This window comes from Luteimonas notoginsengisoli, assembly GCF_042648885.1.
Taxonomy (GTDB): domain Bacteria; phylum Pseudomonadota; class Gammaproteobacteria; order Xanthomonadales; family Xanthomonadaceae; genus Luteimonas; species Luteimonas notoginsengisoli.
This window is the reverse complement of sequence record NZ_JBHRYF010000001.1, coordinates 457,374-479,619: the sequence shown is the minus strand read 5'-3', so window position 1 is coordinate 479,619 and position 22,246 is coordinate 457,374. Positions and strand designations below refer to the sequence as shown.

The following is a 22,246-nucleotide window of genomic DNA, read 5'->3' as shown; positions in this document are numbered from 1 at the left end:
CGCACGCCTGAATCGAACCGGCCCGCAGCGCGTTTGGTCGCTCCCGTTTAGCGCGCCGACAGCCGCGCCGGCTCGACGCGGCGGGAACGACGGCGCGGACGCGCCTGCCTCAGCCCAGCAGTTCCGCCTTCAGCGTGATCGGCACCGCCGACAGCGCCTTGGAAACCGGGCAGTTCTGCTTGGCGTCGTCGGCGATCGCGCGGAACCCGGCCTCGTCGATGCCCGGCACCTTGGCTTTGGTCTCCAGCCGGATCGCGCTGATGGTGGGGCCGCCGTCCATCGACAGGTCCACTTCGGCGCGCGTGTCCACCGCGTCGGGCGCGTGCCCGGCCTGCGCCAGTGCGTGCGACAGCGCCATGGTGAAGCACGAAGCGTGCGCGGCGGCGATCAACTCTTCGGGGTTGGTGCCGCGCTTGGCGTCGGGATTGCCTTCGCCGAAGCGGGTGTTGAAGCCGTAGGCGGTGTCGGCCATCAGCCCGCTCTGCGGCGTGCTGATCGAGCCGCTTCCGGTCTTGAGGTCGCCGGACCAGTGGGCGGTGGCGTGACGGGTGGTGGCCATGGACCTGTCTCCAGTGCTGCTGGGGGGGAGTTGGCAGGTTAGCCCACCGGCCCGTTACGGCGACGTTCGCTTTGTTGCGCTGCAACGGGACGCTGTGTTTCCCATCGCGCTATGGTCGCCGTCCCGCCATGACCGCCTGCCGAGCGCGCCGCCCGGTCCACGCGCTTTCCCCGCGGACAGCCATGACGTCGTACGCGGATGCCTCGCGACGGGCCGGTCGTGCCACCGGAATCGCGAGGGATCCCTCCATGGGAGCCCGGCCGCGGCCGGACTCTCCCAGCAGCACGACGGGAGGAACTGGCTCATGCCGTACTCGACTCCGGACATCCGCAACGTGGCCCTCGCAGGCCACCCTGGCGCCGGCAAGACCACGCTGTTCGAAGCCCTGCTGCATGCCGGCGGCGCCCTTCAGGCGGCAGGCACGATCGAGCGCGGCAACACCGTGTCCGATTTCGATCCGATGGAACGCGAGCGCGGCCACTCCATCGACGCCGCGGTCGCGAGCATCGACTACGCGGCCGCAGGGAACCGCCCGATCCACGTCAACCTCGTCGATACGCCGGGATATCCCGACTTCCGCGGCCCCACCCTGTCCGCGCTGGCGGCGGTGGAAACGGTGGCGATCGTGGTCGACGCCGACAAGGGCGTCGAATACGGCACCCGCCGGATGATGGCCCGCGCGAGGCAGCGCGGGCTGTGCCGCGTCGTCGTCGTCAACAAGATCGACCACGATGCCGCCGACTGCGCGCGCGTGCTCGGGGAATTGCGCAGCGAATTCGGCAACGAGGTACTGCCGCTGAACCTGCCGGCCGACGCCGGCAACGCGGTCGTCGACTGCTTCGCGCCGGCGCCTTCGAACGGCCCGGACGGAAACAGCGACCTCGGGCCGGTGGCGGACTGGCACCGGAAAATCGTCGACCAGGTGGTCGAGGTCAACGAGACGGTGATGGACCGCTACCTCGAACTCGGCGAGAGCGGCCTGGCCGGCGACGAACTCCACGATGCGTTCGAACAGTGCCTGCGCGAGGGCCACCTGGTTCCGGTGTGCTTCGTCTCGGCGAAGAGCGGGGTCGGGGTGCGGGCGTTGCTCGACATCGCCGCGCGCCTGTTCCCGCATCCGGGCGAGGCGAACCCGCCGCCCTTCCTGAAAGGCAGCGGGCCCGACGCGCAGCCGGTCGAGGCACGGCCGGATCCGGATGCGCACGTGATCGCCGACGTGTTCCGCATCGTCAACGATCCGTTCGTCGGCAAGCTTGGCGTGTTCCGCGTCTACCAGGGCACGATATGTCGGGATTCGCAGCTGTTCGTCGATGACGGCAGGAAGCCGTTCAAGGTCGCGCACCTGTTCCGGCTGCAGGGCAAGGACCACGTCGAGGTCGCGCAGGCGATTCCCGGCGACATCGCGGCGGTGGCCAAGGTCAACGAGCTGCATTTCGACGCGGTGCTGCACGACTCGCACGCCGACGACCACATCCACCTGGCGCCGCTGGACTTCCCGAAGCCGATGTTCGGCCTCGCCATCGAGGCCGGCAGCCGCGGCCAGGAGCAGAAGCTCGCGACCGCGCTGCACAAGCTGGCCGAGGAGGATCCCTGTTTCCAGGTCGAGCACCTGGCCGATACCAACGAGACCGTGATCCGCGGTCTGTCCGACCTGCACCTGCGTATCCACCTGGACCGGCTGAAGGAACGCTATGGCGTCGAGGTGAACACCCGCCCGCCGCGGATCGCCTACCGCGAGACCGTTTCGGGCAAGGCCGAAGGCCACCACCGGCACAAGAAGCAGACCGGCGGCGCCGGCCAGTTCGGCGAGGTGTTCCTGCGCATCGAGCCGCTGCCGCGCGGCGCGGGCTTCGAGTTCGTCGACGAGGTCAAGGGCGGCACGATTCCCGGCCAGTTCCTGCCGGCGGTGGAAAAGGGCGTGCGCCAGGTCCTGGACGGCGGCGCCATCGCCGGCTATCCGATGCAGGACGTGCGCGTGATCGTCTACGACGGCAAGCACCATCCGGTCGACAGCAAGGAGGTCGCGTTCGTGGCCGCCGGCAAGAAGGCTTTCCTCGACGCCATTGCCAAGGCGCGGCCGCAGGTGCTCGAGCCGATCGTGGATCTCGACGTGAACGTGCCCGAGCAGCACATGGGCGACATCAGCGGCGGCCTGGCCGGCAAGCGCGCGCGCATCAACGGCACCGATTCGGTGCGCGGCGGCGAAATCGTGGTGAAGGCGCAGGTGCCGCTGTCGGAACTCGAAGGCTATGCCGCGGAGCTGAAGTCGGCCACCGCCGGACGGGGCCGCTATTCGCTCGATTTCAGCCACTACGAGCCGGTGCCGGCGCAGGTGCAACAGAAGCTGGCGGAGGCCTGGAAGCCGAAGCACGAAGACGAGTAGGCGCGCGTCCATCTTCGGGGCATCGGCGTCGTGCATCGGCGGCGCCGGACCACGGCAGGACTCGACAGAGCTTGCTTGCGCTGCGCGTGGGGATCAGCCCCGCAAAGCACGACGAAGGCGTGGGCCCTGCGGGTGCGCGCCTCCGGCTGCGCCCCTCGTCACAGTCGGAATACGAGCCCCGTAGGCGCCGGTTCTAGCCCGTCCCGGGCCCGGACGGTCGCAGGATGCCGCCCTCGGCCAGCAGGCGCGTCGCCGCTTCGGCCGGCAGCGGGCGCGCGTAGATGAAGCCCTGGATGGTGTGGCAGCCCCAGCCATCGAGCGCGCGTACCTGCTCGATGGATTCGACGCCTTCGGCGACCACGCCTTTCCCGAGATCCCGCGCAATGCCGATGATGGAACGCACGACCGCTTCGGCCGCCCGATCGCCGCGCGCGAGGTCGACCACGAAGGCGCGATCGATCTTCAGCGTATCGCTGGGCAGCCGGGTGAGATAGGCCAGCGAAGAGTAGCCGGTGCCGAAGTCGTCGATCGCCACCTGCACGCCCAGCGCCCGGACCGCTTCGAGCTGGCGGCTGCCGGACTCGCTGTCGCGCACCAGCGCGGTTTCGGTCACTTCGATCTCCACGCACCCCGGTTCGATCGCCCAGCGCGCCATCGTGGCCGATAGCGTGGGCACCAGCGCGCCTGAATCCAGCTGGTGGCCGGAGACATTCACGCCAACGCGCGGCGGATGCAGGTCCATCGCCTTCCAGATGGACAGCTGGCGACAGGCTTCGTCCATGACCAGCGCGCCCAGTTCGTCGATCAGTCCGCATTCCTCGGCCAGACCAATGAACTCGGTCGGCGGGATCACGCGGCCGTCGGGCTCGATCCAGCGCACCAGCGCTTCCAGGCCGATCACCCGGCCGCTGCGGCTGTCCACGCGCGGCTGGTAGTACAGCGCAATGCGACGTTCGTGGATGGCGGTGCGCAGGTCGTTCTCCATCTGCAGCCGCTCCTGGGCCGCCGTGTCCATCGCCGCGTCGAAGAACGCGCTGCCGCTTCCGCCGGCTTTCTTCACCCGATACATCGCCATGTCGGCGGCGCGGATCAGGGTCGCCGCATCCGCGCCATCGGCCGGATGGAAGGCGATGCCGACGCTGAACCGCTGCTGGAATTCGCGCTGGCCAACGACAATCGGGCGGTCGAAGGCACGTTCGAGCCGCTGCACCGCCCGGGTGGCGTCCGCCTGTCCGGTCACGTCCGGCAGGATGAGGAAAAACTCGTCGCCGCCCAGGCGCGCAACGAAAACGCCCGCGGCGACCGCGCCCCGTATGCGGCGCGCGATCTCGACCAGCAGGTCATCGCCGAAGGCGTGGCCCAGCCCGTCGTTGATCGACTTGAACCGGTCGAGGTCCAGGAACGCCGTGGCGAACCCGGTGCCGCTCGTGGCGGCGGCTGCGATGTGGGTCCCGAGCGCTTCGTAGGCGGCGAGCCGGTTGGGCAGCCCGGTCAGCGAGTCCAGCCGCGCCTGCTGCACGAGCCGGCGCTCATGGCGTTCGAACACGAGCGCGACCGCGATCCGTTCGGCCAGGTCTCCGGCACTCGCCAGCGCGCCGGACACGATGTCCGCGCCCAGCGCCGTGCCCAAGAACACCCACAGCGGCGCGGGCGTCGAGGCTGCGTGCTCGATCGACAACACTCGCACGTGGCTGTCGCCACAGCGTTCGAACCAGTCGCGCAGCCGGCCGGGCGGCAGCGCCTGCAGCGGCACGCAGACGTCTCCGGCTGCATCACCGTCGCCCTTGACGTCCGGCATGTCCCCCAGCCGGAAGACGACGGTGTCGCCTCCATTGCGCGACCGGCCATGGCATTCGACACCGGCGTCACGGACGACGACGATCGCCACCGTGGCGCCGGCAATGCGCTGCACGTGCGAAAGCACCGACTCGATGACGCTTTCCAGCGGTTCGCGCGCGAGGATCTGCCGGTCGATCATGGCCAGCATGCGCAGGGCTTCCATCTGCTGGCCGATCCGCGCCCCCATGCCCTCGAACGTGTGCGACAGCATCTCGAACTCGTCCTTGCCCCGGACCTCCGAGGCGGCGACAGGCACCCCGCCGAACGCGCGGATCCTGTGCAGCAGGCTGTCCAGCGGCACCAGCACGCGGCGGATCTGCATGGAACTCAGCAGCACCGCCAGCAACAGCACCCCGATCGCGACGGGCAGCAGCAGGCCGGTATAGGCGCGTGGGCGCTGCGGCGCGAGCCCCTCGGCGCTGAAGGTCCAGCCGCCGATGCCGAAGGTCGGCTTCAGGAACAGCTGCCATTCCGCAGTCCGGGTGCGCTCCCCGTTCGCCGGAAACGCAGCTGCGCCGCCGCAGAACAGGCGCTGCGCCCCGTCGTTCGCACATAGCCTGACGTAGCTGCGCAGGTCGTCCGGTCCGCCCCACAGGAAATCCGGTTTGAGCGTCGCCGCCAGCAGCGCGCCGTCGCCCGGCAGGCGGCGCAGGAGGACGATGCTGCGCCCGGCCCCCTGCGTCGCAGGCACGACCGCCAGCCTCACGCTCTCGGGCAGCGCGCGCAGCGCCCGCTGCGATCGCGGGTCCAGACGGGACGCCGCCGGGCGCGCGTCCTCGCCATCGAGTCGAGCGACTTCGTCGAAATAGACAGCTAGGTTCCGTCCGCTCGTGCCATCGATGGGCACCGAAGCTAGCGCGGCGGCGGCCAGTTCCAGGCGCGAGTAGACCGAGATGGCGAAATCCTTCGCATCCGCCCGCAGCACCCGTTCGCTGGCCTGCTCCGCCTGGCGGCTCGCGATCCGGTCGCCGATGACGAGCACCGTCACCGCGGGCAGCAGCGCAGCCAGGCAGAACATCGCGAAGATGCGGCGTCCGAAGCGACTGGCGAGGATGGCGCCCCGCGGCCTCAGGCTGGTAGCCATCGCACCTAGAATTTTTCGGCGAGGTCGACGAAGCCACCATCGCGCGCGCGGATGACGTCGTCCAGGCTGGACTTCTGGTCGACCTGGGTCTTGAACACGCCGTCCTTGCCCGCGCTGAACAGATCGAAGTCCGAGTTGAGCGGATTCAACTTGTGGTCCTTGCGCGCCTTGCCCTTGCTGCCTTTGCCGCTGAGTTCCGTGTAGTGGTAGGGCCGCTCCCACGGGTCGAGCTTGCCGGCGTAACCGACCGCCGCCAGGTCGGGCGGATAGGTGAAGCTGTTGCTGTAGAACCGCTGGATGGCCAGGTCGATCATGTGGATGTCCGCCTTGGCCTGGTCGACCTTCATCCGGTCGATATAGCCGTTGTACTGGCCCGAGGCGACCACGGCCAGGATCGCGACGATGGCGACCGCGATCATCAGCTCGAGCAGGGTGAAGCCGCGCCGCGCCCGATCTCCGATCGCACGCACGCCGCGCCACGACGCCACACGTCGTGCTGCTGCCCTCCGCGAAGCGGTCGGGAACTGGCCATCCATTAGAAGCGTCTCCGGTTCGCGTCCCACCGCGTTATCGTCTGCAAAGCCGCTTGCTTTAGCGCTGGCCAAGCGTTTCCCCGGCCGGACTTCGGGCGCAGGCGGCGGCGGTGGACAGCATGCCGGAAAGCGGTCACGGAGACGTGAGGACTGATACCGCGGGTTGTTCGCCCGCATTGCGCTCCCCGCCTTCCTGTCCGGCGGGTTGGACGCCTTGCGGGCTCGGGTCCGGACCGAGAAATTTTCCCGGTCCACTTCGCCCGCCCTGGTCGCGCAGTGCCAGTCCGGTGGCGGCGTTCGCTGCCTCCAACCGGGGGCGATCACGGGTCGCTCCGACGCGAAAAAACACCGGCTTTCCCGCTGAAAATACTTGGCGTAGGGGTTTTCTTGCCCTACATTGCGCTTGCCGACGGGTTCGGCCCTTCAATCAACCAACGAATACGGAAACACACACACATGGCGAAGAAAGCGAAAAAGGCAGTCAAGAAGGCTGCACCGAAGAAGGCCGCCGCTGCGAAGCCGGCCGCGCCGAAGCCGATCAAGGAAGCCCTGAGCAAGTCGGGCCTGGTCGCCCACATCGCCACCTCCACCGGCGTTGCCGCCAAGGACGTGCGTGCCGTGATGTCCGCGCTGGAAGGGGCGGTGCACGGTTCGGTCAGCAAGAAGGGCGCCGGTTCGTTCACCCTGCCCGGCCTGCTGAAGATCACCGCCGTCAACGTGCCGGCCAAGCCGAAGCGCAAGGGCATCAACCCGTTCACCAAGGAAGAGCAGTGGTTCGCCGCCAAGCCCGCCTCGGTCAAGGTCAAGGTGCGCCCGCTGAAGAAGCTCAAGGACGCCGCTGCCTGATCCAGGCAAGCGCGTGATGGTGGGCGGCGGCACGTCGCTCCACCTGCGGAAACCGGGCCGGATGCCTTTCCTTCGGGAAATGCTCCGGCCTTTTTCTTTCCCGTCGTCCAGGCCTGGAACGCTGCGTCTGCGCATCCCTGATCACGGGGATGGATGCCGATCCAGGCTCCCGCTTCTTCCTAAGCCGGAGTGACGGAAACAGCCGTGACGGCCCGCTACGCGACGCTGGCTTGCCTTCCCCGACCTACCCCCTGGAGCAATACGTGACGTCATTGTTCGATCCAACGACCCGGCTCTCCTATCTCGCCGCCGCAACCGTGCTGGTGCTGATCCCCGGGCCAGGGGCTGCCTGGATCGTCGCGCAAACGGTCGCGGGGCGGAACGCGCCGCGGATTGCAGGCGGGCCTCGGGCTGGAAACCGCAACGTCGATCCATGCCACCGCGGCCGGGTTCGGTCTTTCGGCGCTGCTGGCCACTTCCGCGCTGGCGTTCGAACTGCTGAAGTACGCGGGCACCGCCTATCTGGTCTGGCTGGCATCGTGGCCTGGCGCCACAAGGCCGAGCTACCCGCGGCAGTTGCTGCGCCGCCGGCGAAGGCTCACGTCTACCGCCGCTCGGTCGTCGCCGGCGTGCTCAACCCGAAGGTGGCGCTGTTCTTCCTGGCTTTCCTGCCGCAGTTCGTGCACCCCGAACGCGGCATGGCGTGGCTGCAGTTCCTGGTGCTGGGTGCGCTGCCGTCGACGATCGGCTTCGCCAACAGCGCGACCCTGGCCTTCGTGATCGGCCGGTTCGGCCGGCGGCTGTCGGCCAGTCCGCGCCTGGCACGCTGGCGGCAACGGGCGATCGGCACCGTATTCCTTGGCATCGGCCTGCGCCTCGCGCTGCAGCCACGGGGCTGACATGACCAAGGCACGCATCGCGGGCGAAGCCCTGCAACTGGCCGACATCCCCAACATCGGCCCGGCGATGGTCGAGGATTTCCGCAACCTCGGCATCGAGCGGCCCGCGCAGCTGGCAGGCAAGGATCCGTACGTGCTGTACGAACGCCTGTGCACGGTCACCGGCGTGCGCCACGATCCCTGCGTCATCGATACCTTCATCAGCGCGGTACGTTTCATGGAAGGCGCGCCTCCGCATCCCTGGTGGCACTACACGCCGGAACGCAAGCGCCATCTGGCCGCTGCCCGGCGCTGATCCGGCCGGCTTGCACGCCACCTTCTCCATGCTGCGTGCAGCTTCGCGCCATGGCTGACGAAATCCGCCCCCGACATGACGACGCACCCGCCGCGCGGCGCTGGGTGACGGCGATCGTCGTGATCATGGCCCTCGCGGCGCTGACGCACTGGGCCTGGCGGCAGCCATTCGCGGCGCGGTGGCGCATCGGCTGGGAGCTGTCGCGCATGCCGCCAGCCACCGCGCTTCCGGTCCCGGTCGATGGCGTCCGTGCGCGCGGGATCGCGGACACCTTTGGCGCGCCCCGCGGACGCGACCGGCGCCACGCCGGCGTCGACATCTTCGCCGCACGCGGCACGCCGGTGCGCAGCGCGACGCTCGGCATCGTGGCTTCGATCCGCGAATCCGGCCTCGGCGGTCGCCAGGTCTGGATCCTGGGTCCGGGTCGCGAGCGCTACTACTACGCGCACCTGGACGACTGGACGCCCGGCCTGCAGGCGGGCGACATCGTCCGTGCCGGCGACCGGATCGGTGGGGTCGGCGACAGCGGCAATGCCCGCGGCACGCCCACGCACCTGCATCTCGGCATCTACGGCGGGCAAGGCGCACGCGATCCGCTGCCGCTGCTGCGCGCAGGTGCGCGCGACGGCCACACAGCGAGCGACCACCGCGACATGCCGCCCGCCGCGCCGGAAAAGCACTGACCAAACCCGAATCGCGATTCGCGGCACGCGATCGCCCTGTCGCGACCGGTATCGAAGGTGCGCGCCATTGCAGGTAGAACATGCGTCCGGCACGCATCGACGCCACCGGGCGCGCGGAGTAGCATCGCCGCGACATCGGCGCGGCCCGCGCGATGCGTTGCCTGCGAGGGAGCACGCCATGGACAAGCGGTTCTGGGTCTGCGGACTGGTCATGTCGATCGCCGCGCTGCTGCTCGGCTTCATCGTCCACGGTGTGTTGCTGGCACCTGACTACGCCGCGCTGGGCGCGATGTTCCGCAGCGACGCCGACAGCCGCCAGTACGCGCACTGGATGGTGCTCGCGCACGTGCTGGTCGGCTTCGCGATGACCTGGCTCTATGCACAGGGTTTCTCCGGCAGTCGATCGGCCTTGTTCCAGGGCCTGCGGTTCGGCCTGGCGATGGCCCTGTTCTCGACGGTCCCGGGCTACCTGATCTACTACGCCGTGCAGCCGCTGCCCGCGTCGCTGGTGGCCAAGCAGCTGCTGGCCGGCGTCGCCACCATGCTGCTGCTCGGGCTGCTGGTCGCCTGGCTGCAGCCGCGGCGCAAGGTGCTGGCCGAATTGCCCTGAGGCGCGGTTCCGCTCCACACGCGCCCTGCGTGCAGGTGCGACCTGCGTCCGCGCAACCTGCCGCGTAACCGGCGTCCGCGATCAACGCATTCGCCGCGAACTATCCACCGGCGCCCGCTGCCCTGATGCCCTGTTCACCGCGTTCGAGTAAGGTGCGCGCCATCGCTCCGCCACGTGGAAGACCCATGCGCAACGCCCGCCACCTGCTCCTTGCCGCCGCCGTATCGCTGCTCGCCGCATGCTCGACGATCGGTGCGCTGTCGGCCTGGCTCAACGACCAGGTCGCGTTCACGCCGACGCAGCTGCAGCACTCGCTGGACAAGCGTTTCCCGCGCACGTTCGACAAGCTCGGCGGACTGGTCGAGGTGACGTTGGCCAATCCGCGGCTGTCGATCCCGCCGGGCGATACGCGGCTGCGGCTGGAGTTCGACGTCGGCATGGGCGCGCTCGGTGGCGAAGGCGCGCCGACCGGCCATCTCGCGCTGGCCAGCAGCCTGCGCTACGACCCGTCCACGCAGGGCCTGCACCTCGTCGATCCCGACCTGCAGCAGTTCGATCTTCCCGGCTCCGGCACCCTGCTCAAGGGCGGCGCGCGTGGCGTGGTCAACAGCCTGCTCGCCGAGTACGCCCGCAGCGAGCCGGTCTATCGCCTCGACCCCGACCTGCTCGCCAAGCTGCCCGCGGGCAAGCGCATCGGCAACGTCGGCATCGAGCGCGGCGGCGTCGTCGTCCACCTGGATCGCTGAGGCCGCCCATGTCCTGGACCGCAAGACTCCCTGTTCTCGCCTGCGTGCTGGCCTGTGCGATCGCGCTGCCCGCTTGCAGCGATCGCTCCGCGACCGGCGCCGGCAGGGCGGCCGGCCAGCCGGACGCCCTGCCGGCACCGGACCAGCCTGGCGGTTCGGTCACCGGCATGTCCTCGCGTCCCGGCCCGGGCGAAGTGCCCCTGTCCGGCGAGCCCCCGGCGCCGGTGGCGGCCGAACCGGCCGACCAGGTGGACCTGCTCAACCCCGAAACCGGGCTGCTGCCGGGCGCCGCGACCGAGCCTGCCGGCCCCGGCGTGCCGGCCGGCGCGCCCGGCGAACCCACGGCGCAGGATGCCGTCGCGGTGATCCGCGAGTACTACGCCGCGATCGACAGCGGCAGCCATGCGCGCGCCTACGCACTGTGGTCCGACAACGGCAGGGCCAGCAGGCAGACGCCGCAGCAGTTCGCGGACGGCTTCGCCGACACCGCGCACGTGGCCGCGACGATCGGCGACCCCATCAACGCCGATGCCGGCGCCGGACAGCGCTATATCCAGGTACCGGTGGGACTGACCGCGACCCGCGCCGACGGCAGCGTCCACCGCTACGCCGGCACCTACACGCTGCACCGCACCGTCGTCGACGGCGCCAGCGACGAGCAGCGTGCGTGGCGCATCGCGTCGGCCGACCTGCGCGAAGTGCAACCGTAGGGTGGAACCCCGCGCCGCCAAGCCGCCCGCAGGAAGCCCAGGCTCGATCGCTCAGATCTCGAACCTGTAGCTGAGCTTCACCAGCAGCTGCTCGTCGTCGCGCAGCTCGAAGCTGTCGCGCAGGCCGTCGAACGGATCTTCGGAGAACCGGTCCTCGCGATAGCCGCCGCGGCCATAGACGACGTACAGGTACGACAGCGGCGCTAGTTCGTATCGATAGCGGATCTGGAACCCCAGGTTGCGCACGCTGAAATCCTCGATCGGCTCGCTGCTGGGCACCGCGTTGCCCGCGCCGTCCACCCGCCAGGCCTGCAGCGCGCGCGCATCGATCGCCAGCGTCTGCAGCTTCACCCGCAGTTCCTGGCGATCGCCGATGCTCCAGTCAAGCCCGGCATTGAAATGCCACTCGCGCCCCTCGAAGCTGCCGATCAGGTTGCCGCCTTGCCAGACCAGCCAGTCCGGCGTGCGATCGGCATAGAAGCCCGCATTGAGGCTGAAGGCGTCACTGACGAAATAGGTCGGCTCGAACTCGACCGCGTAGCCGACGCGATCATTGCCCGCCAGGCCGCCGGTGACCGCATCGACTTCGAACGCGTACGCCCAGTCGCCCTTGCGCGGGCGCTCGTATTCGAACGCCGCGTTGAAGTTTGCCGGCAGGTTCACCACGCCGTTGCCGCGCGTGAGCAGGTCGTCCACGCCGGCGCTGTTGACGTTGACCTGCGCATACTCGCTGCTGCCGTTGCGCAGCTCGCTGCGCCTGCTCATCCGGAACTGGTCATGGAGCAGTTCGCCATGATCGTTGGTGACCCGGCTGATGCGCCAGCGCCAATCCTTCGAGGCGTAGCGCGAGGTGTCCGGCAGCCCGGTGAAGCGGCGCGACACTTCCCAGTGGCCGTAGTTGAGGTCGTTCTGCGACAGGTAGCCCAGGTCGTTGATCTGCAGTTCGTCGCCGAAGTGCATCGCGATCCACTGTTGGCGCCAGCCACCGTCCATCTCGTAGTCGGCCCAGACGGTGGCGCCCAGGTCGTCCGAATCCGCGCCCGGCTGGCGGATCTGGCTGCCGAACAGCCGGGTGCGGATGTTCCAGCGCGGGCTCGGGCGCCAATTGTGGTCGACGCCCAGCACGGTCGCTTCGCGGTCCAGGTACGGCCGGTCGACGCGGGTCAGCATCAGGCCCACGTTCTGGCTGCTGAAATCGCGCACCAGCCGCAGCGCGCCGAACGTGCGGCCCGCGCTGCCCGATTCGTCGGCGGCGAACACGCCGTACTTGGTCGCGCCGAAACTGCCGTTGAGCTTGACCGCCGCGGTGATGTCGCCGGAACCGTCACCGTCGTCGGCCGGGCCGCCGACGCGCCGCGTGTAAAGCAGCTGGCTGTAGTCCGATGGCGTCGTGTATTCGAACAGGCCCTGGTTCTCGGTGAAGAACGGACGCTTGTCGCTGACGAAGGTCTCGGTGGCGCCGAAGTTGACCACCAGGTCATCGCTCTCGACCTGGCCGAAGTCCGGGTTGAGCGTGGCGGTCAGCTGGAACTGGCCGTTGGGCTTCCAGAAGATGTCCGCGCCGCCGTCGAAGTCGCTGCCGCCGCCGACGTTGTCGTACAGGCCCGATGCGTACGGCGTGACCGCCAGCAGCGACTGGCTGTAGACCGGCACCTCGACCTGCGCGAACCCCGACAGGAAGCGCGACTGCATGAAGCTCACCGCCGGCCACGCCGCGCGCTCGCCGGTCGAGCCGATGACGCGGTCGAGGTAGACCTTGAGCGTGCGCCTGCCGTCGCTGCCCTCGCGCATCGGCGCGATGTACCAGGGGATGAGCATCTCGGCCGACCAGCCGTCGGCGTCGTTGCTGGTGGCGTGCTTCCAGTTGCCGTCCCAGTCCTTGTTGAACTTGGTCTCGTTGGTGACCACCGCGTCGAACACGCCGTCGGTGGAGCTGACGGTGAAGTTGTAGCCGGTGCGGCCGTCGCCGTCGAAATCCACCATCAGGTTCACCCGGTCGACCTGTTCCTCGAAGTCGCGCTGCACGCGCTGGCTGGTGCGCGTCACCGAGGCCGGCTGGGCATTGCGGAAGGCGACCGCCAGACCCTCGGGCGTGGCCAGGATCCAGGCTTCGGTCGGCAGCGAGGCCGGCTCGCCGGACAGCGGCTGGACCTTGCGGAAATCGGTAACGTGGCGCGCGCCCTGCCACTCGGCCGGGTCGACGATGCCGTCGATCTCCACCGCGAACGCGGGCGCGGACAGCACGGTCGACAGCGCAAGGGCCAGGCGTGCAGTTCGCATCGGAATTCCGTCTCGTGTGGGGCTTGTCCCCGGCCACGGCAAGTTAACCCCAGCCTCCGCCGCGGCCGACTGGCACAAGTCATGCCAACCTTTCGACCACCGGCTGCATCGGCAACGCGAAGCCCGCGGAGGCGGGCTTCCTCATCGATGAATGCGATTCACTTCGCAGGCCCGCATCCCGCAGACCCGCGCAACGCCTCAGCGCTTGGGCTGCAGCATCGTCCCGGTGCAGTTCTTCGACCCGCACTTGCACGCCCACAGCTTCTTGAGCTTGGCGGTATGCGGTTCGTCGAGGGTGATGCCGTAGTTGTAGGTCAGCTCCTCGCCCGGCTTGATCCTGCGGATCGCCTCGATGAACACCTTGTCCTTGTGGCGCTTGCCGTTCTGGTTTTCCTCGATCACCGCTTCGCAGTTGGGCTTGCAGCTGTGGTTGATCCAGCGCGCGATGTTGCCGCCGGCGTTGGCGTCGACCACGTAGTCGTCGTTGAGCGTGAACAGGAAGGTATGGCCGTCCTCCTCGAGCTCGCCGTATTCCTCGTCCACTTCGTCGTGGCTGCGCAGGGTGCCCCGGTAGCGGACGATGCGCTCGCCCTTCTCGATGGTCTCGGTGGCGAACACGCCGTTGCCGTGGATGGGCGACAGGCGGGCGGCGATCTTCTTCTTGGCCATGGGTGCATGCGTTGGTCTGGGTGACCGGCATTGTGTCCCGAATCGACTGGCCGGGGCTATCGCCGCCGTGGCCGCCGGAGGCCGCATGCGCCGTTCGATGGCCTGACATTCCCTCCTCAGCGAGCGTGCCGCCATGCCCCGGGTCCCCCTCGTCCTGATCGTCGCGCTCGCCGCGGCGGGCTGCACGCAATCGCCATCGGTTGGCGTCGCGATGGCCGCGCCCTCCGTACCCGACGACGCCGGCCTTGCGCGGGGCGAGTACATCGTCCGCACCAGCGGCTGCAACGACTGCCATACCGCCGGATACGCCGAACAGGGCGGCAAGCTCGACAAACAGCAGTGGCTGACCGGATCGCCGCTCGGCTACAAGGGCCCCTGGGGCACGACGTACGCCGCCAACCTGCGCCTGAAACTGGCGGAGATGGATGAAGCGCAGTGGCTGGCGTACAGCGCCACCCTGCGCACGCGCCCGCTGATGCCGGACTTCGCCCTGCGCGCGATGAGCGAAGACGATCGGCGCGCCCTCTATCGATTCGTGCGATCGCTGGGACCGGCCGGCGCGCCGGTCCCGGCCTACCTGCCGCCGGGACAGGAGCCGCCGCTGCCCTACTTCGAACTGAAGCTGCCGCCGGCAGCCCCCGTGGCTTCGACTGGCGTCGACTGAAGCCCGATCTCACATCCGGACTTGGCGGCCGGGCATCAAATCAGTACAATTTCGGTCCTGATTGATTCCCAGCCAGAAGGCGGCGCCCCGCGGCGCCCTTCGAGCCGAGCCCATGCTCCGAGTCACCAAGCTCACCGACTACGCGACCGTCGTCCTCACCGTCCTGGCGAGCGAACCCGACGCCGTCGCCAGTGCCGCCGGCCTGGCCGAACGCGCCGGGCTGGAAGCGCCCACCGTGGCCAAGCTGCTCAAGCCGCTGGCCCAGGCCGGCCTGGTCGAAGCCTTCCGCGGTGCCAACGGCGGCTACCGCCTGGCCCGCCCCGCCGCCGCGATCTCGCTGTTCGAGGTCGTCGAGGCGATGGAGGGCCCACTCGGCATGACCGAATGCAGCCTCCACGCCGGCAACTGCGGGATCCAGGATTCGTGCAACGTGCGCGCCAACTGGCGCCGGATCAACGACGTCGTCGCCGATGCCCTGCGCGGCGTGTCGCTGGCGCAGATGCTGTCGCCGCAGTTCATTCCCACTTCCGGCAAGCCGTCCAGTGGCCGCGCGATTCCAGCGCGCCTGACCGCCAGCTGAGGCCAGACCCCCATGTCCGTAGAAGTCACCTTGGAAAAGAACGCAGAAATCGTCGAACAGCTCGGCCGCCGCTATTCGGCCGGGTTCATCACCGACATCGAGTCGGACAGCTTCGCCCCCGGCCTTTCGGAGGACGTGGTGCGCGCGCTGTCGGCGAAGAAGGAAGAGCCGCAGTGGATGGCCGAGTGGCGCGTGGCCGCCTACCGACACTGGCTGACGATGCCGGTGCCGCACTGGGCGAAGCTGAAGGTCGCGCCGATCGATTTCGAGTCGATCAGCTACTACTCCGCGCCCAAGGGCCCCAAGTACAAGTCGCTCGACGACGTGCCCAAGGAGCTGCTCGACACCTACGACAAGCTCGGGGTGCCGCTGCATGAGCGGGCCAAGCTGGCCGGGGTTGCGGTGGATGCCGTGTTCGACTCGGTATCGGTCGGCACCACCTTCCGCAAGGAACTGGCCGAGAAGGGCATCATCTTCTGTTCGATGTCAGAGGCGATCAAGGATCATCCCGCGCTGGTGAAGCAGTACCTCGGCAGCGTGGTGCCGACGGGCGACAACTATTTCGCCGCGCTCAACTCGGCGGTGTTCTCCGACGGCTCGTTCGTGTTCATTCCCAAAGGGGTGCGGTGCCCGATGGAGCTGTCCACCTACTTCCGCATCAACGCAGGGCATACCGGCCAGTTCGAACGCACGCTGATCATCGCCGAGGACCGCAGCCACGTGTCCTACCTGGAAGGCTGCACCGCGCCGATGCGCGACGAGAACCAGCTGCACGCGGCGGTGGTGGAGCTGGTCGCGCTGGAGGACGCCGAGATCAAGTATTCGACGGTGCAGAACTGGTATCCGGGCGACGAGAACGGCGTTGGCGGCATCTACAACTTCGTCACCAAGCGCGCCGAATGCCGGGGCGACCGGAGCAAGGTCACCTGGACCCAGGTCGAGACCGGTTCGGCAATCACCTGGAAATATCCCTCGTGCGTGCTGCTGGGCGACGACTCGGTGGGCGAGTTCCATTCGGTCGCGCTCACCCACCATCGCCAGCAGGCCGACACCGGCACCAAGATGATCCACCTCGGCAAGCGCACCAAGAGCAAGATCGTCAGCAAGGGCATCAGCGCCGGCCGCGGCCAGAACACCTACCGAGGCCTGGTCAAGGTGGCCGCCTCCGCAGACGGCGCGCGCAACTACACCCAGTGCGACTCGCTGCTGATCGGCAAGAAGTGCGGCGCGCACACCTTTCCCTACATCGAAGTGAAGAACCCGGGCGCGACCGTCGAGCACGAGGCCACCACCTCGAAGATCTCCGACGACCAGATGTTCTATTGCCGCGCGCGGGGCATCTCGCAGGAAGACGCGGTGAGCCTGATCGTCGACGGCTTCTGCAAGCAGGTCTTCCGTGAGCTGCCGATGGAGTTCGCCGTGGAGGCCAAGAAGCTGCTCGAAGTGTCGCTGGAAGGCTCGGTCGGATGAAATCCATCGCCGCGATCGCGTTCGCACTGCTCTGGATGGCTTCGGCTAAGGCCGCACCGCAAGTCGACGCCATCCAGTGCGATCCGCAGGGGTCGCAAATGGAGTTGAACACCTGCGCTGCGCTGAGGCTGAGCGCCGCGGACGACGAACTCAATGCCACCTGGCGCGAGGTCCTGGCGAAGATCGGCAACCGACCTGTCGCCATCGCGAAGCTGAAAGCCGCACAGCGCCTGTGGATCCAACTGCGCGATGCGGACCTGGAGGCCCGGTTCCCACTCGAAAAAGGCGAAACCGAGCGCACCCAATACGGATCCATCCATCCGATGGAACTTGCCGACGCGAAGGCAGCGTTCACTCGCGAGCGTACGCGTTACCTGCGCTCGATCTGGCTCGACGACGCCATCCATTGATTCAGCCGGATTCGAACGGATCATCCGGCTTTCCTAGAAGAACACCGAGATCGCAATGCTCAAGATCGAAAACCTCCACGCCTCCGTCGCCGGCCGCGACATCCTCAAGGGCCTCTCGCTCGACGTGAAGCCGGGCGAAGTGCACGCCATCATGGGGCCCAACGGCGCCGGAAAGTCCACGCTGGGCAACATCCTCGCGGGGCGCGAGGGCTACACGGTCACCCAGGGCAGCGTGGCCTACGACGGCCGCGACCTGCTGCAGCTCGCGCCGGAGGAACGCGCCGCCGCCGGCGTGTTCCTGGCATTCCAGTACCCGGTGGAAATCCCCGGCGTGAACAACACCTACTTCCTGCGCAGCGCGCTCAACGCCCAGCGCAAGGCGCGCGGCGAGGCGGAGCTGGATTCGATGCAGTTCCTCAAGGTCGTGCGCGAGAAGCTCGCCGTGCTGCACCTGGACGACCAGCTGCTGCATCGCGGCGTGAACGAAGGATTTTCCGGCGGCGAGAAGAAGCGCAACGAGATCTTCCAGCTCGCGGTGCTGCAGCCCAAGCTGGCGATCCTCGACGAGACCGACTCGGGCCTGGACATCGACGCGCTGAAGACCGTGGCCGAGGGCGTCAACGCCCTGCGCTCGCCGGATCGCGCGTTCCTGGTCATCACCCACTACCAGCGCCTGCTGGATTACATCAAGCCCGACGTCGTGCATGTGCTGGCCGATGGCCGCATCGTCGAAAGTGGCGGGCCCGAACTGGCGCTGGAACTCGAAGCCCACGGCTACGCGTGGATCAAGGACCGGGTGACGCCGGACGCGGTGGCGTAATGGCCGGCCGTCGGAACACCATCGTTCTTGATCGACGCACTCGCGACGGCGCGATGCGCCGAATGACTGCCGGCATGGCAGGCCGCCCAGGGGCCCAGTCGGCACAGGAAGCACAGCAGCGTCCATGGATGACCAGCCCTGCGGGCTGTTGTGGAGCGCTTCCCGCCTGCGCGGGAGTGACGATGCGCGGTGGCGCCGTCGGCGGCGGCGGCTCCCGATGAGCGCCCTCCTCGACTCGCTTGCCGCCAGCTTCGAAGGCGGCGGTGCCCGCAAGACGGCGCTGGACGCGGTCGTGCGCGAAGGGCTGCCCGGGCCGCGCAGCGAAGCGTGGAAGTACACGCCACTGCGTGCACTGGAGCGGCGCACCTTCGGACCGGTCGACGATGCGATCGCCGCGTTTGATCCGGCGCTGCTTGCCGGAGTCCCCGCCCCCCGGCTGGTCTTCGTCAACGGCGTCCACGATGCCGCGCAGTCCGACCTGCAAGGCCTGCCCATCGGCGTCACGCTGGCGGCGGAATGCGCCAGCGCGGCCGCCGGCGACACCGGCGTCGACACGCGCAACCACAGCGACGACGTATTCGCCAACCTCAACGCCGCGCTCGCGCACGCCGGAGCGGTGTTGCGCGTCGACTCTGGCGCAAGCGTCGAAACCCCGCTGCACCTGGTGTTCATCGGCGCACCGTCGGACACCGATCGCGCCTGGCACCTGCGCCACGCGATCGAGGTGGGCGAAGGCGCCTCGCTGGTGCTGGCCGAACACCACATCGCGGCGGGCGAACATCGTCACCTCGACACCGCGACGCTGTCGCTGCGCCTGGCGCCGCGTGCGCGCCTGCGCCATGCGCGCGTGCATGACGCCGCCGCCGGCGCGACCAGCTTCCTGCGCACCGATGCGGTACTCGCCGAAGACGCCGAGTACCGGCGCCTGGACCTGGAACTCGGCGCCGCGCTCTCGCGCCATGAACTCAACGTGCGCCTTGAGGGCGACCGCGCTCGCCTGGTCGCCAACGGCGTGCTGCTGGCTACCGGAAAACGTCATCTGGACACGCGGCTGGGCGTCGAACACGTCGCGCGCGACACCGCCTGCGACCTGACCTGGCGCGGGATCGGCGCCGGCCGCGGCCGCGCGGTCTTCCACGGCGGCATCACCATCCACGAGGGCGCCGACGGCAGCGATGCCAACCTGTCGAACAAGAACCTGCTGCTGTCGGAGGGCGCGGAGATCGACACCCAGCCGGTGCTCGTCATCCACGCCGACGAGGTCAAGGCCGCGCATGGCGCGACCGTCGGCCAGCTCGATCCGACCGCGATGTTCTACCTGCGCTCGCGCGGGCTGCCGGAAATGGACGCGCGCCGCGTGCTGACCGTGGCCTTCGTGCGCGAACCGCTGCGCGTCGTCGCCTCCGACGCGCTGCGCGCGACGCTGGAGGCACGCCTCGACGCCGCGCTGTCGTCGCTGGTGGGCGACGCGTGACCCCCTCGCCCGCCACCACGGTCGCATCCGCGGGCGACAACGCAGTCGACTGGTCGCGCGTGCGCGCGGACTTCCCGCTGTTGCGGCGCGAGGTCAACGGCAAGCCTCTGATCTACTTCGACTCTGCCAACACCGGGCAGAAGCCGACGTCGGTGATCGAGGCGGTCGACGACTTCTATCGCCGGCACAACGCCAACGTCAGCCGCGCCGTGCACACGCTCGGTGGCGAGGCGACCGAACTTTACGAAAACGCGCGCAGGAAGCTGGCGCGTTTCATCCACGTCCGGCCCGACGACCTGGTGCTGTGCAGCGGCACGACCTTCGCGATCAACCTGGTCGCGTACTCCTGGGCGCTGCCGCGGCTGCAGGGGGGCGATGCGATCCTGCTCACGCGCATGGAGCACCACGCCAACATCGTGCCGTGGCAGCTGGTGGCGCAGCGCACCGGCGCGCGCATCGAGGTGGTGGAGCTGCTTCCCGACGGCTCGCTCGACATGGACATGCTGCGGGCGAAGATGACCGCGGACGTGAAGCTGCTTGCCATCGCCCATGTCAGCAACGTCCTCGGCACGGTGAACCCGGTGCGCGGGATCTGCCACGAGGCGCGCCGCCGCGGCATCGTCACGGTCGTCGACGGCTCGCAGGCGCTGCCGCACCGCCCGGTCGACGTCGCCGCCATTGGCTGCGATTTCTACGCCCTCACCGGCCACAAGATGTGCGGCCCGACCGGCACCGGCGCGCTGTGGGCACGCCGCGAGCACCTGGAAGCGATGCCTCCGTTCATCGGCGGCGGCGAGATGATCCGCGAGGTGCGCTTCGACGGCACCGTGTTCAACGACGCGCCGCGCAAGTTCGAAGCCGGGACGCCCAACATCGCCGGCTTCGCCGGCCTTGGCGCGGCAGTGGATTATCTCGATGCACTGGGCATGGCCAACGTGGAGGCGCGGGAACAGGAGCTGCTTGCGCACCTCAACGAGGAACTGGCGCGAGTCGAGGGCCTGCGCATCTACGGCACGGCCAAGGGCAAGGCCGCGGTGGTGTCGTTCCTGGTCGAAGGCGCGCACGCGCACGACCTGGCCACCCTGCTCGACATCGAGGGCGTGGCGATCCGCTCTGGCCAGCATTGCGCGCATCCGCTTTTGCAGTGGTTCGGCATCGGCGCCACCTGTCGCGCGTCGCTGGCGTTCTACAATACGCACGAGGAAATCGAAGCCTTCGTCGCCGCGCTGCGCAAGGTGCGCGGCCTGCTGGCCTGAGTCGCCGGCCACCCAGTCTGCGACCCCGTGACATCTGCAGGAGCGGCGGAAGCCGCGAGCTTGTTTTGGCCTGTCCGTCCTTCCGTCGAGTCAGGGAGGTCGGGAAGGATGGAGCCGGAGCCAGCGAACCTGTAGCCCCCTCCAACGCTGCTGTCTGCGCCGGCGACGGAGGGGAAGCAACGAGCGCGCGGTTCGGCTTGCTCCTGGCGGAGCGAAGCGTGGAAACATTGGGACCATCATGATCGAACTCGCCTTCCGTAATGCCACCACCGCCGACGTCGACGACATCGTCGCCCTGGTGACCTCCGCCTACCGCGGCGACGCCAGCCGCGCCGGCTGGACTACCGAAGCGGATTTCCTCGACGGCAACCGCATCGACGCCGACGTCCTGCGCATGGACATCGAGCGTCCGCGCAGCCGCGTGGTGCTCGCCGAGCGCGGCAATGGCCCGGGATCAGGCCCGGCGCACCGGCTGCTGGCCTGCGCGCACGTCGCCGACGAAGGCGGCCACGGCTATTTCGGCATGTTCTCGGTGGTACCGGGCCTGCAGGGCGGCGGCATCGGCAAGTCGCTGTTGGCCGAATGCGAACGCATCGCGCGCCAGGACTGGCAGCTGCCCGACATGCGCATGACCGTGATCGACATCCGCGACGAGCTGATCGCCTTCTACGAGCGCCGCGGCTACCGCCGCACCGGCGTATACAAGCCGTTCCCGCACGGGGACGAGCGCTTCGGCATCCCCAAACGCGACGACCTGCGCTTCGAGGTCCTCGAAAAGATGTTGTAGGAGCGGCGGGAGCCGCAATCGCCGTCCCGGCGCCACGGTGAAAGTTGCCGCCGCGCGGCATCATCCCTCGCGGCTTCCGCCACTCCTACAATGGTCGGCAAATTTCGTGAGCAACCTGCATGTCCGACTGGATCCGCGTCTGCGCCACTTCCAAACTGCTTCCCGGCGAAACCGCGGTGGCCTGGGACGGCGACACGCCGATCATCGTGTTCAACGTCGACGGCGATTTCTACGCGCTCGAGGACCGCTGCAGCCATGAGGATTTCGAGCTGTCGGCCGGCAGCTTCGACGGCGGCGATGCGACCATCGAATGCACGCTGCATGGCGCGAAGTTCGATGTCCGCGACGGGCGCGCACTGTGCGCACCGGCGTACGCGCCGGTGGCGAAGTTCCCGGTGAAGATCGAGGACGGCGCGGTCTGGACGCGCGACGACCGCTAGCCCGCGAGCGCCGATGCCTGTGGCCGTCGTTCCGACCGCCCATCCAGAGCCAGACCTGTAGGAGCGGCTTCAGCGCGAGCTTTTCACGCGGCTCGGCTGACAGCAGCCCGCCCTGGCCTTTCGAAATGAGCCGGCCCGCCTGCCTGGAAACCTCAGGCCCAAGCCACTCCTTCAAGGGCAACATGCCCTACGGCCGGGCATTGGCTTGC

The 22,246-nt window shown here is 68.6% G+C and carries 21 protein-coding genes and 1 pseudogene; 17 read left to right on the top strand and 5 right to left on the bottom strand.

What is annotated here, in order from left to right:
- Positions 1–109 precede the first annotated feature (109 nt).
- Positions 110–559, bottom strand: coding sequence for an OsmC family protein (locus ACFOM9_RS02210; protein ID WP_386705765.1), 450 nt, complete (start codon positions 557–559; stop codon positions 110–112).
- 304 nt (positions 560–863) lie between these two features.
- On the opposite strand from ACFOM9_RS02210, the gene fusA reads away from it, so the two are divergent.
- The gene (gene fusA, locus ACFOM9_RS02205; RefSeq protein WP_386705763.1) at positions 864–2,942 is read left to right on the top strand and encodes an elongation factor G; all 2,079 of its coding nucleotides are present in this window, start codon (positions 864–866) and stop codon (positions 2,940–2,942) included.
- 193 nt (positions 2,943–3,135) lie between these two features.
- Here fusA and ACFOM9_RS02200 read toward each other — a convergent pair whose 3' ends face one another.
- Together ACFOM9_RS02200 and ACFOM9_RS02195 are read right to left on the bottom strand one after the other, a co-directional pair.
- Entirely contained in the window at positions 3,136–5,865 is a 2,730-nt protein-coding gene (locus tag ACFOM9_RS02200; RefSeq protein WP_386705761.1) for a putative bifunctional diguanylate cyclase/phosphodiesterase, read from the bottom strand.
- 5 nt (positions 5,866–5,870) lie between these two features.
- Positions 5,871–6,335 (bottom strand): type IV pilin protein, encoded by a 465-nt coding sequence (locus tag ACFOM9_RS02195; protein ID WP_386705759.1) that lies wholly within the window; start codon positions 6,333–6,335, stop codon positions 5,871–5,873.
- Positions 6,336–6,854: 519 nt separating this feature from the next.
- Here ACFOM9_RS02195 and ACFOM9_RS02190 point away from each other — a divergent pair.
- The 7 genes and pseudogenes from ACFOM9_RS02190 to ACFOM9_RS02160 all read left to right on the top strand — a co-directional run bounded on the left by ACFOM9_RS02190 (position 6,855) and on the right by ACFOM9_RS02160 (position 11,187).
- Positions 6,855–7,244 carry an HU family DNA-binding protein gene (locus tag ACFOM9_RS02190; protein WP_386705757.1) on the top strand — a complete coding sequence of 130 codons (390 nt, stop codon included), beginning with the start codon at positions 6,855–6,857 and terminating at the stop codon, positions 7,242–7,244.
- Between the two features lie 393 nt (positions 7,245–7,637).
- Positions 7,638–8,143, top strand: a pseudogene (locus tag ACFOM9_RS02185) (LysE family translocator).
- Between the two features lies 1 nt (position 8,144).
- Positions 8,145–8,438: a helix-hairpin-helix domain-containing protein gene (locus ACFOM9_RS02180; protein WP_386705755.1), complete on the top strand. Its 294-nt coding sequence runs from the start codon at positions 8,145–8,147 to the stop codon at positions 8,436–8,438.
- Between the two features lie 50 nt (positions 8,439–8,488).
- A complete protein-coding gene (locus ACFOM9_RS02175; RefSeq protein WP_386705753.1) occupies positions 8,489–9,121 on the top strand; it encodes a M23 family metallopeptidase in 633 nt (210 codons plus the stop codon).
- A 178-nt stretch (positions 9,122–9,299) separates the two neighbouring features.
- Positions 9,300–9,731, top strand: coding sequence for a hypothetical protein (locus ACFOM9_RS02170; protein ID WP_386705751.1), 432 nt, complete (start codon positions 9,300–9,302; stop codon positions 9,729–9,731).
- A gap of 185 nt (positions 9,732–9,916) precedes the next feature.
- Complete coding sequence (locus ACFOM9_RS02165; RefSeq protein ID WP_386705749.1) at positions 9,917–10,477, top strand: DUF1439 domain-containing protein; 561 nt, start codon at positions 9,917–9,919, stop codon at positions 10,475–10,477.
- An 8-nt stretch (positions 10,478–10,485) separates the two neighbouring features.
- The gene (locus ACFOM9_RS02160; protein ID WP_386705747.1) at positions 10,486–11,187 is read left to right on the top strand and encodes a hypothetical protein; all 702 of its coding nucleotides are present in this window, start codon (positions 10,486–10,488) and stop codon (positions 11,185–11,187) included.
- A gap of 51 nt (positions 11,188–11,238) precedes the next feature.
- Here the strand turns inward: ACFOM9_RS02160 and ACFOM9_RS02155 are convergent, their stop codons facing one another.
- Together ACFOM9_RS02155 and ACFOM9_RS02150 are read right to left on the bottom strand one after the other, a co-directional pair.
- The gene (locus ACFOM9_RS02155) at positions 11,239–13,467 is read right to left on the bottom strand and encodes a DUF5916 domain-containing protein (protein ID WP_386705745.1); all 2,229 of its coding nucleotides are present in this window, start codon (positions 13,465–13,467) and stop codon (positions 11,239–11,241) included.
- 198 nt (positions 13,468–13,665) lie between these two features.
- Positions 13,666–14,136, bottom strand: a complete 471-nt coding sequence (locus ACFOM9_RS02150) for an SET domain-containing protein (protein ID WP_386705743.1) — start codon at positions 14,134–14,136, stop codon at positions 13,666–13,668.
- A 133-nt stretch (positions 14,137–14,269) separates the two neighbouring features.
- Between ACFOM9_RS02150 and ACFOM9_RS02145 the strand changes: the two genes are divergently transcribed.
- The 9 genes from ACFOM9_RS02145 to ACFOM9_RS02105 all read left to right on the top strand — a co-directional run bounded on the left by ACFOM9_RS02145 (position 14,270) and on the right by ACFOM9_RS02105 (position 22,037).
- On the top strand, positions 14,270–14,800 hold the full coding sequence (locus ACFOM9_RS02145; RefSeq protein WP_386705741.1) for a cytochrome C: 531 nt from the start codon (positions 14,270–14,272) through the stop codon (positions 14,798–14,800).
- A gap of 112 nt (positions 14,801–14,912) precedes the next feature.
- Entirely contained in the window at positions 14,913–15,380 is a 468-nt protein-coding gene (locus tag ACFOM9_RS02140) for an SUF system Fe-S cluster assembly regulator (protein WP_386705739.1), read from the top strand.
- 30 nt (positions 15,381–15,410) lie between these two features.
- Positions 15,411–16,850, top strand: coding sequence for a Fe-S cluster assembly protein SufB (gene sufB / locus ACFOM9_RS02135; protein WP_386705737.1), 1,440 nt, complete (start codon positions 15,411–15,413; stop codon positions 16,848–16,850).
- Complete coding sequence (locus ACFOM9_RS02130) at positions 16,847–17,260, top strand: lysozyme inhibitor LprI family protein (protein WP_386705735.1); 414 nt, start codon at positions 16,847–16,849, stop codon at positions 17,258–17,260. Before sufB ends, ACFOM9_RS02130 begins: the two co-directional genes overlap by 4 nt.
- A 55-nt stretch (positions 17,261–17,315) precedes the next feature.
- Positions 17,316–18,080: a Fe-S cluster assembly ATPase SufC gene (gene sufC, locus ACFOM9_RS02125; RefSeq protein ID WP_386705733.1), complete on the top strand. Its 765-nt coding sequence runs from the start codon at positions 17,316–17,318 to the stop codon at positions 18,078–18,080.
- Positions 18,081–18,297: 217 nt separating this feature from the next.
- A complete protein-coding gene (sufD, locus tag ACFOM9_RS02120) occupies positions 18,298–19,554 on the top strand; it encodes a Fe-S cluster assembly protein SufD (RefSeq protein ID WP_386705731.1) in 1,257 nt (418 codons plus the stop codon).
- A complete protein-coding gene (locus ACFOM9_RS02115) occupies positions 19,551–20,810 on the top strand; it encodes a cysteine desulfurase (protein ID WP_386705729.1) in 1,260 nt (419 codons plus the stop codon). The genes sufD and ACFOM9_RS02115 overlap by 4 nt, the downstream gene beginning before the upstream one ends.
- Before the next feature lie 238 nt (positions 20,811–21,048).
- Positions 21,049–21,597 (top strand): GNAT family N-acetyltransferase, encoded by a 549-nt coding sequence (locus ACFOM9_RS02110; RefSeq protein ID WP_386705727.1) that lies wholly within the window; start codon positions 21,049–21,051, stop codon positions 21,595–21,597.
- 119 nt (positions 21,598–21,716) lie between these two features.
- Complete coding sequence (locus tag ACFOM9_RS02105) at positions 21,717–22,037, top strand: non-heme iron oxygenase ferredoxin subunit (protein ID WP_386705725.1); 321 nt, start codon at positions 21,717–21,719, stop codon at positions 22,035–22,037.
- Positions 22,038–22,246 lie beyond the last annotated feature (209 nt).

What these genes read in the sequence shown, in the direction of transcription:
- ACFOM9_RS02210 (WP_386705765.1), bottom strand. Translation starts at nt 559, where the DNA reads ATGGCCACCACCCGTCACGCCACCGCCCACTGGTCCGGCGACCTCAAG.
- fusA (WP_386705763.1), top strand. Translation starts at nt 864, where the DNA reads ATGCCGTACTCGACTCCGGACATCCGCAACGTGGCCCTCGCAGGCCAC.
- ACFOM9_RS02200 (WP_386705761.1), bottom strand. Translation starts at nt 5,865, where the DNA reads ATGGCTACCAGCCTGAGGCCGCGGGGCGCCATCCTCGCCAGTCGCTTC.
- ACFOM9_RS02190 (WP_386705757.1), top strand. Translation starts at nt 6,855, where the DNA reads ATGGCGAAGAAAGCGAAAAAGGCAGTCAAGAAGGCTGCACCGAAGAAG.
- ACFOM9_RS02180 (WP_386705755.1), top strand. Translation starts at nt 8,145, where the DNA reads ATGACCAAGGCACGCATCGCGGGCGAAGCCCTGCAACTGGCCGACATC.
- ACFOM9_RS02175 (WP_386705753.1), top strand. Translation starts at nt 8,489, where the DNA reads ATGGCTGACGAAATCCGCCCCCGACATGACGACGCACCCGCCGCGCGG.
- ACFOM9_RS02170 (WP_386705751.1), top strand. Translation starts at nt 9,300, where the DNA reads ATGGACAAGCGGTTCTGGGTCTGCGGACTGGTCATGTCGATCGCCGCG.
- ACFOM9_RS02165 (WP_386705749.1), top strand. Translation starts at nt 9,917, where the DNA reads ATGCGCAACGCCCGCCACCTGCTCCTTGCCGCCGCCGTATCGCTGCTC.
- ACFOM9_RS02160 (WP_386705747.1), top strand. Translation starts at nt 10,486, where the DNA reads ATGTCCTGGACCGCAAGACTCCCTGTTCTCGCCTGCGTGCTGGCCTGT.
- ACFOM9_RS02155 (WP_386705745.1), bottom strand. Translation starts at nt 13,467, where the DNA reads ATGCGAACTGCACGCCTGGCCCTTGCGCTGTCGACCGTGCTGTCCGCG.
- ACFOM9_RS02150 (WP_386705743.1), bottom strand. Translation starts at nt 14,136, where the DNA reads ATGGCCAAGAAGAAGATCGCCGCCCGCCTGTCGCCCATCCACGGCAAC.
- ACFOM9_RS02145 (WP_386705741.1), top strand. Translation starts at nt 14,270, where the DNA reads ATGCCCCGGGTCCCCCTCGTCCTGATCGTCGCGCTCGCCGCGGCGGGC.
- ACFOM9_RS02140 (WP_386705739.1), top strand. Translation starts at nt 14,913, where the DNA reads ATGCTCCGAGTCACCAAGCTCACCGACTACGCGACCGTCGTCCTCACC.
- ACFOM9_RS02130 (WP_386705735.1), top strand. Translation starts at nt 16,847, where the DNA reads ATGAAATCCATCGCCGCGATCGCGTTCGCACTGCTCTGGATGGCTTCG.
- sufC (WP_386705733.1), top strand. Translation starts at nt 17,316, where the DNA reads ATGCTCAAGATCGAAAACCTCCACGCCTCCGTCGCCGGCCGCGACATC.
- sufD (WP_386705731.1), top strand. Translation starts at nt 18,298, where the DNA reads ATGAGCGCCCTCCTCGACTCGCTTGCCGCCAGCTTCGAAGGCGGCGGT.
- ACFOM9_RS02110 (WP_386705727.1), top strand. Translation starts at nt 21,049, where the DNA reads ATGATCGAACTCGCCTTCCGTAATGCCACCACCGCCGACGTCGACGAC.
- ACFOM9_RS02105 (WP_386705725.1), top strand. Translation starts at nt 21,717, where the DNA reads ATGTCCGACTGGATCCGCGTCTGCGCCACTTCCAAACTGCTTCCCGGC.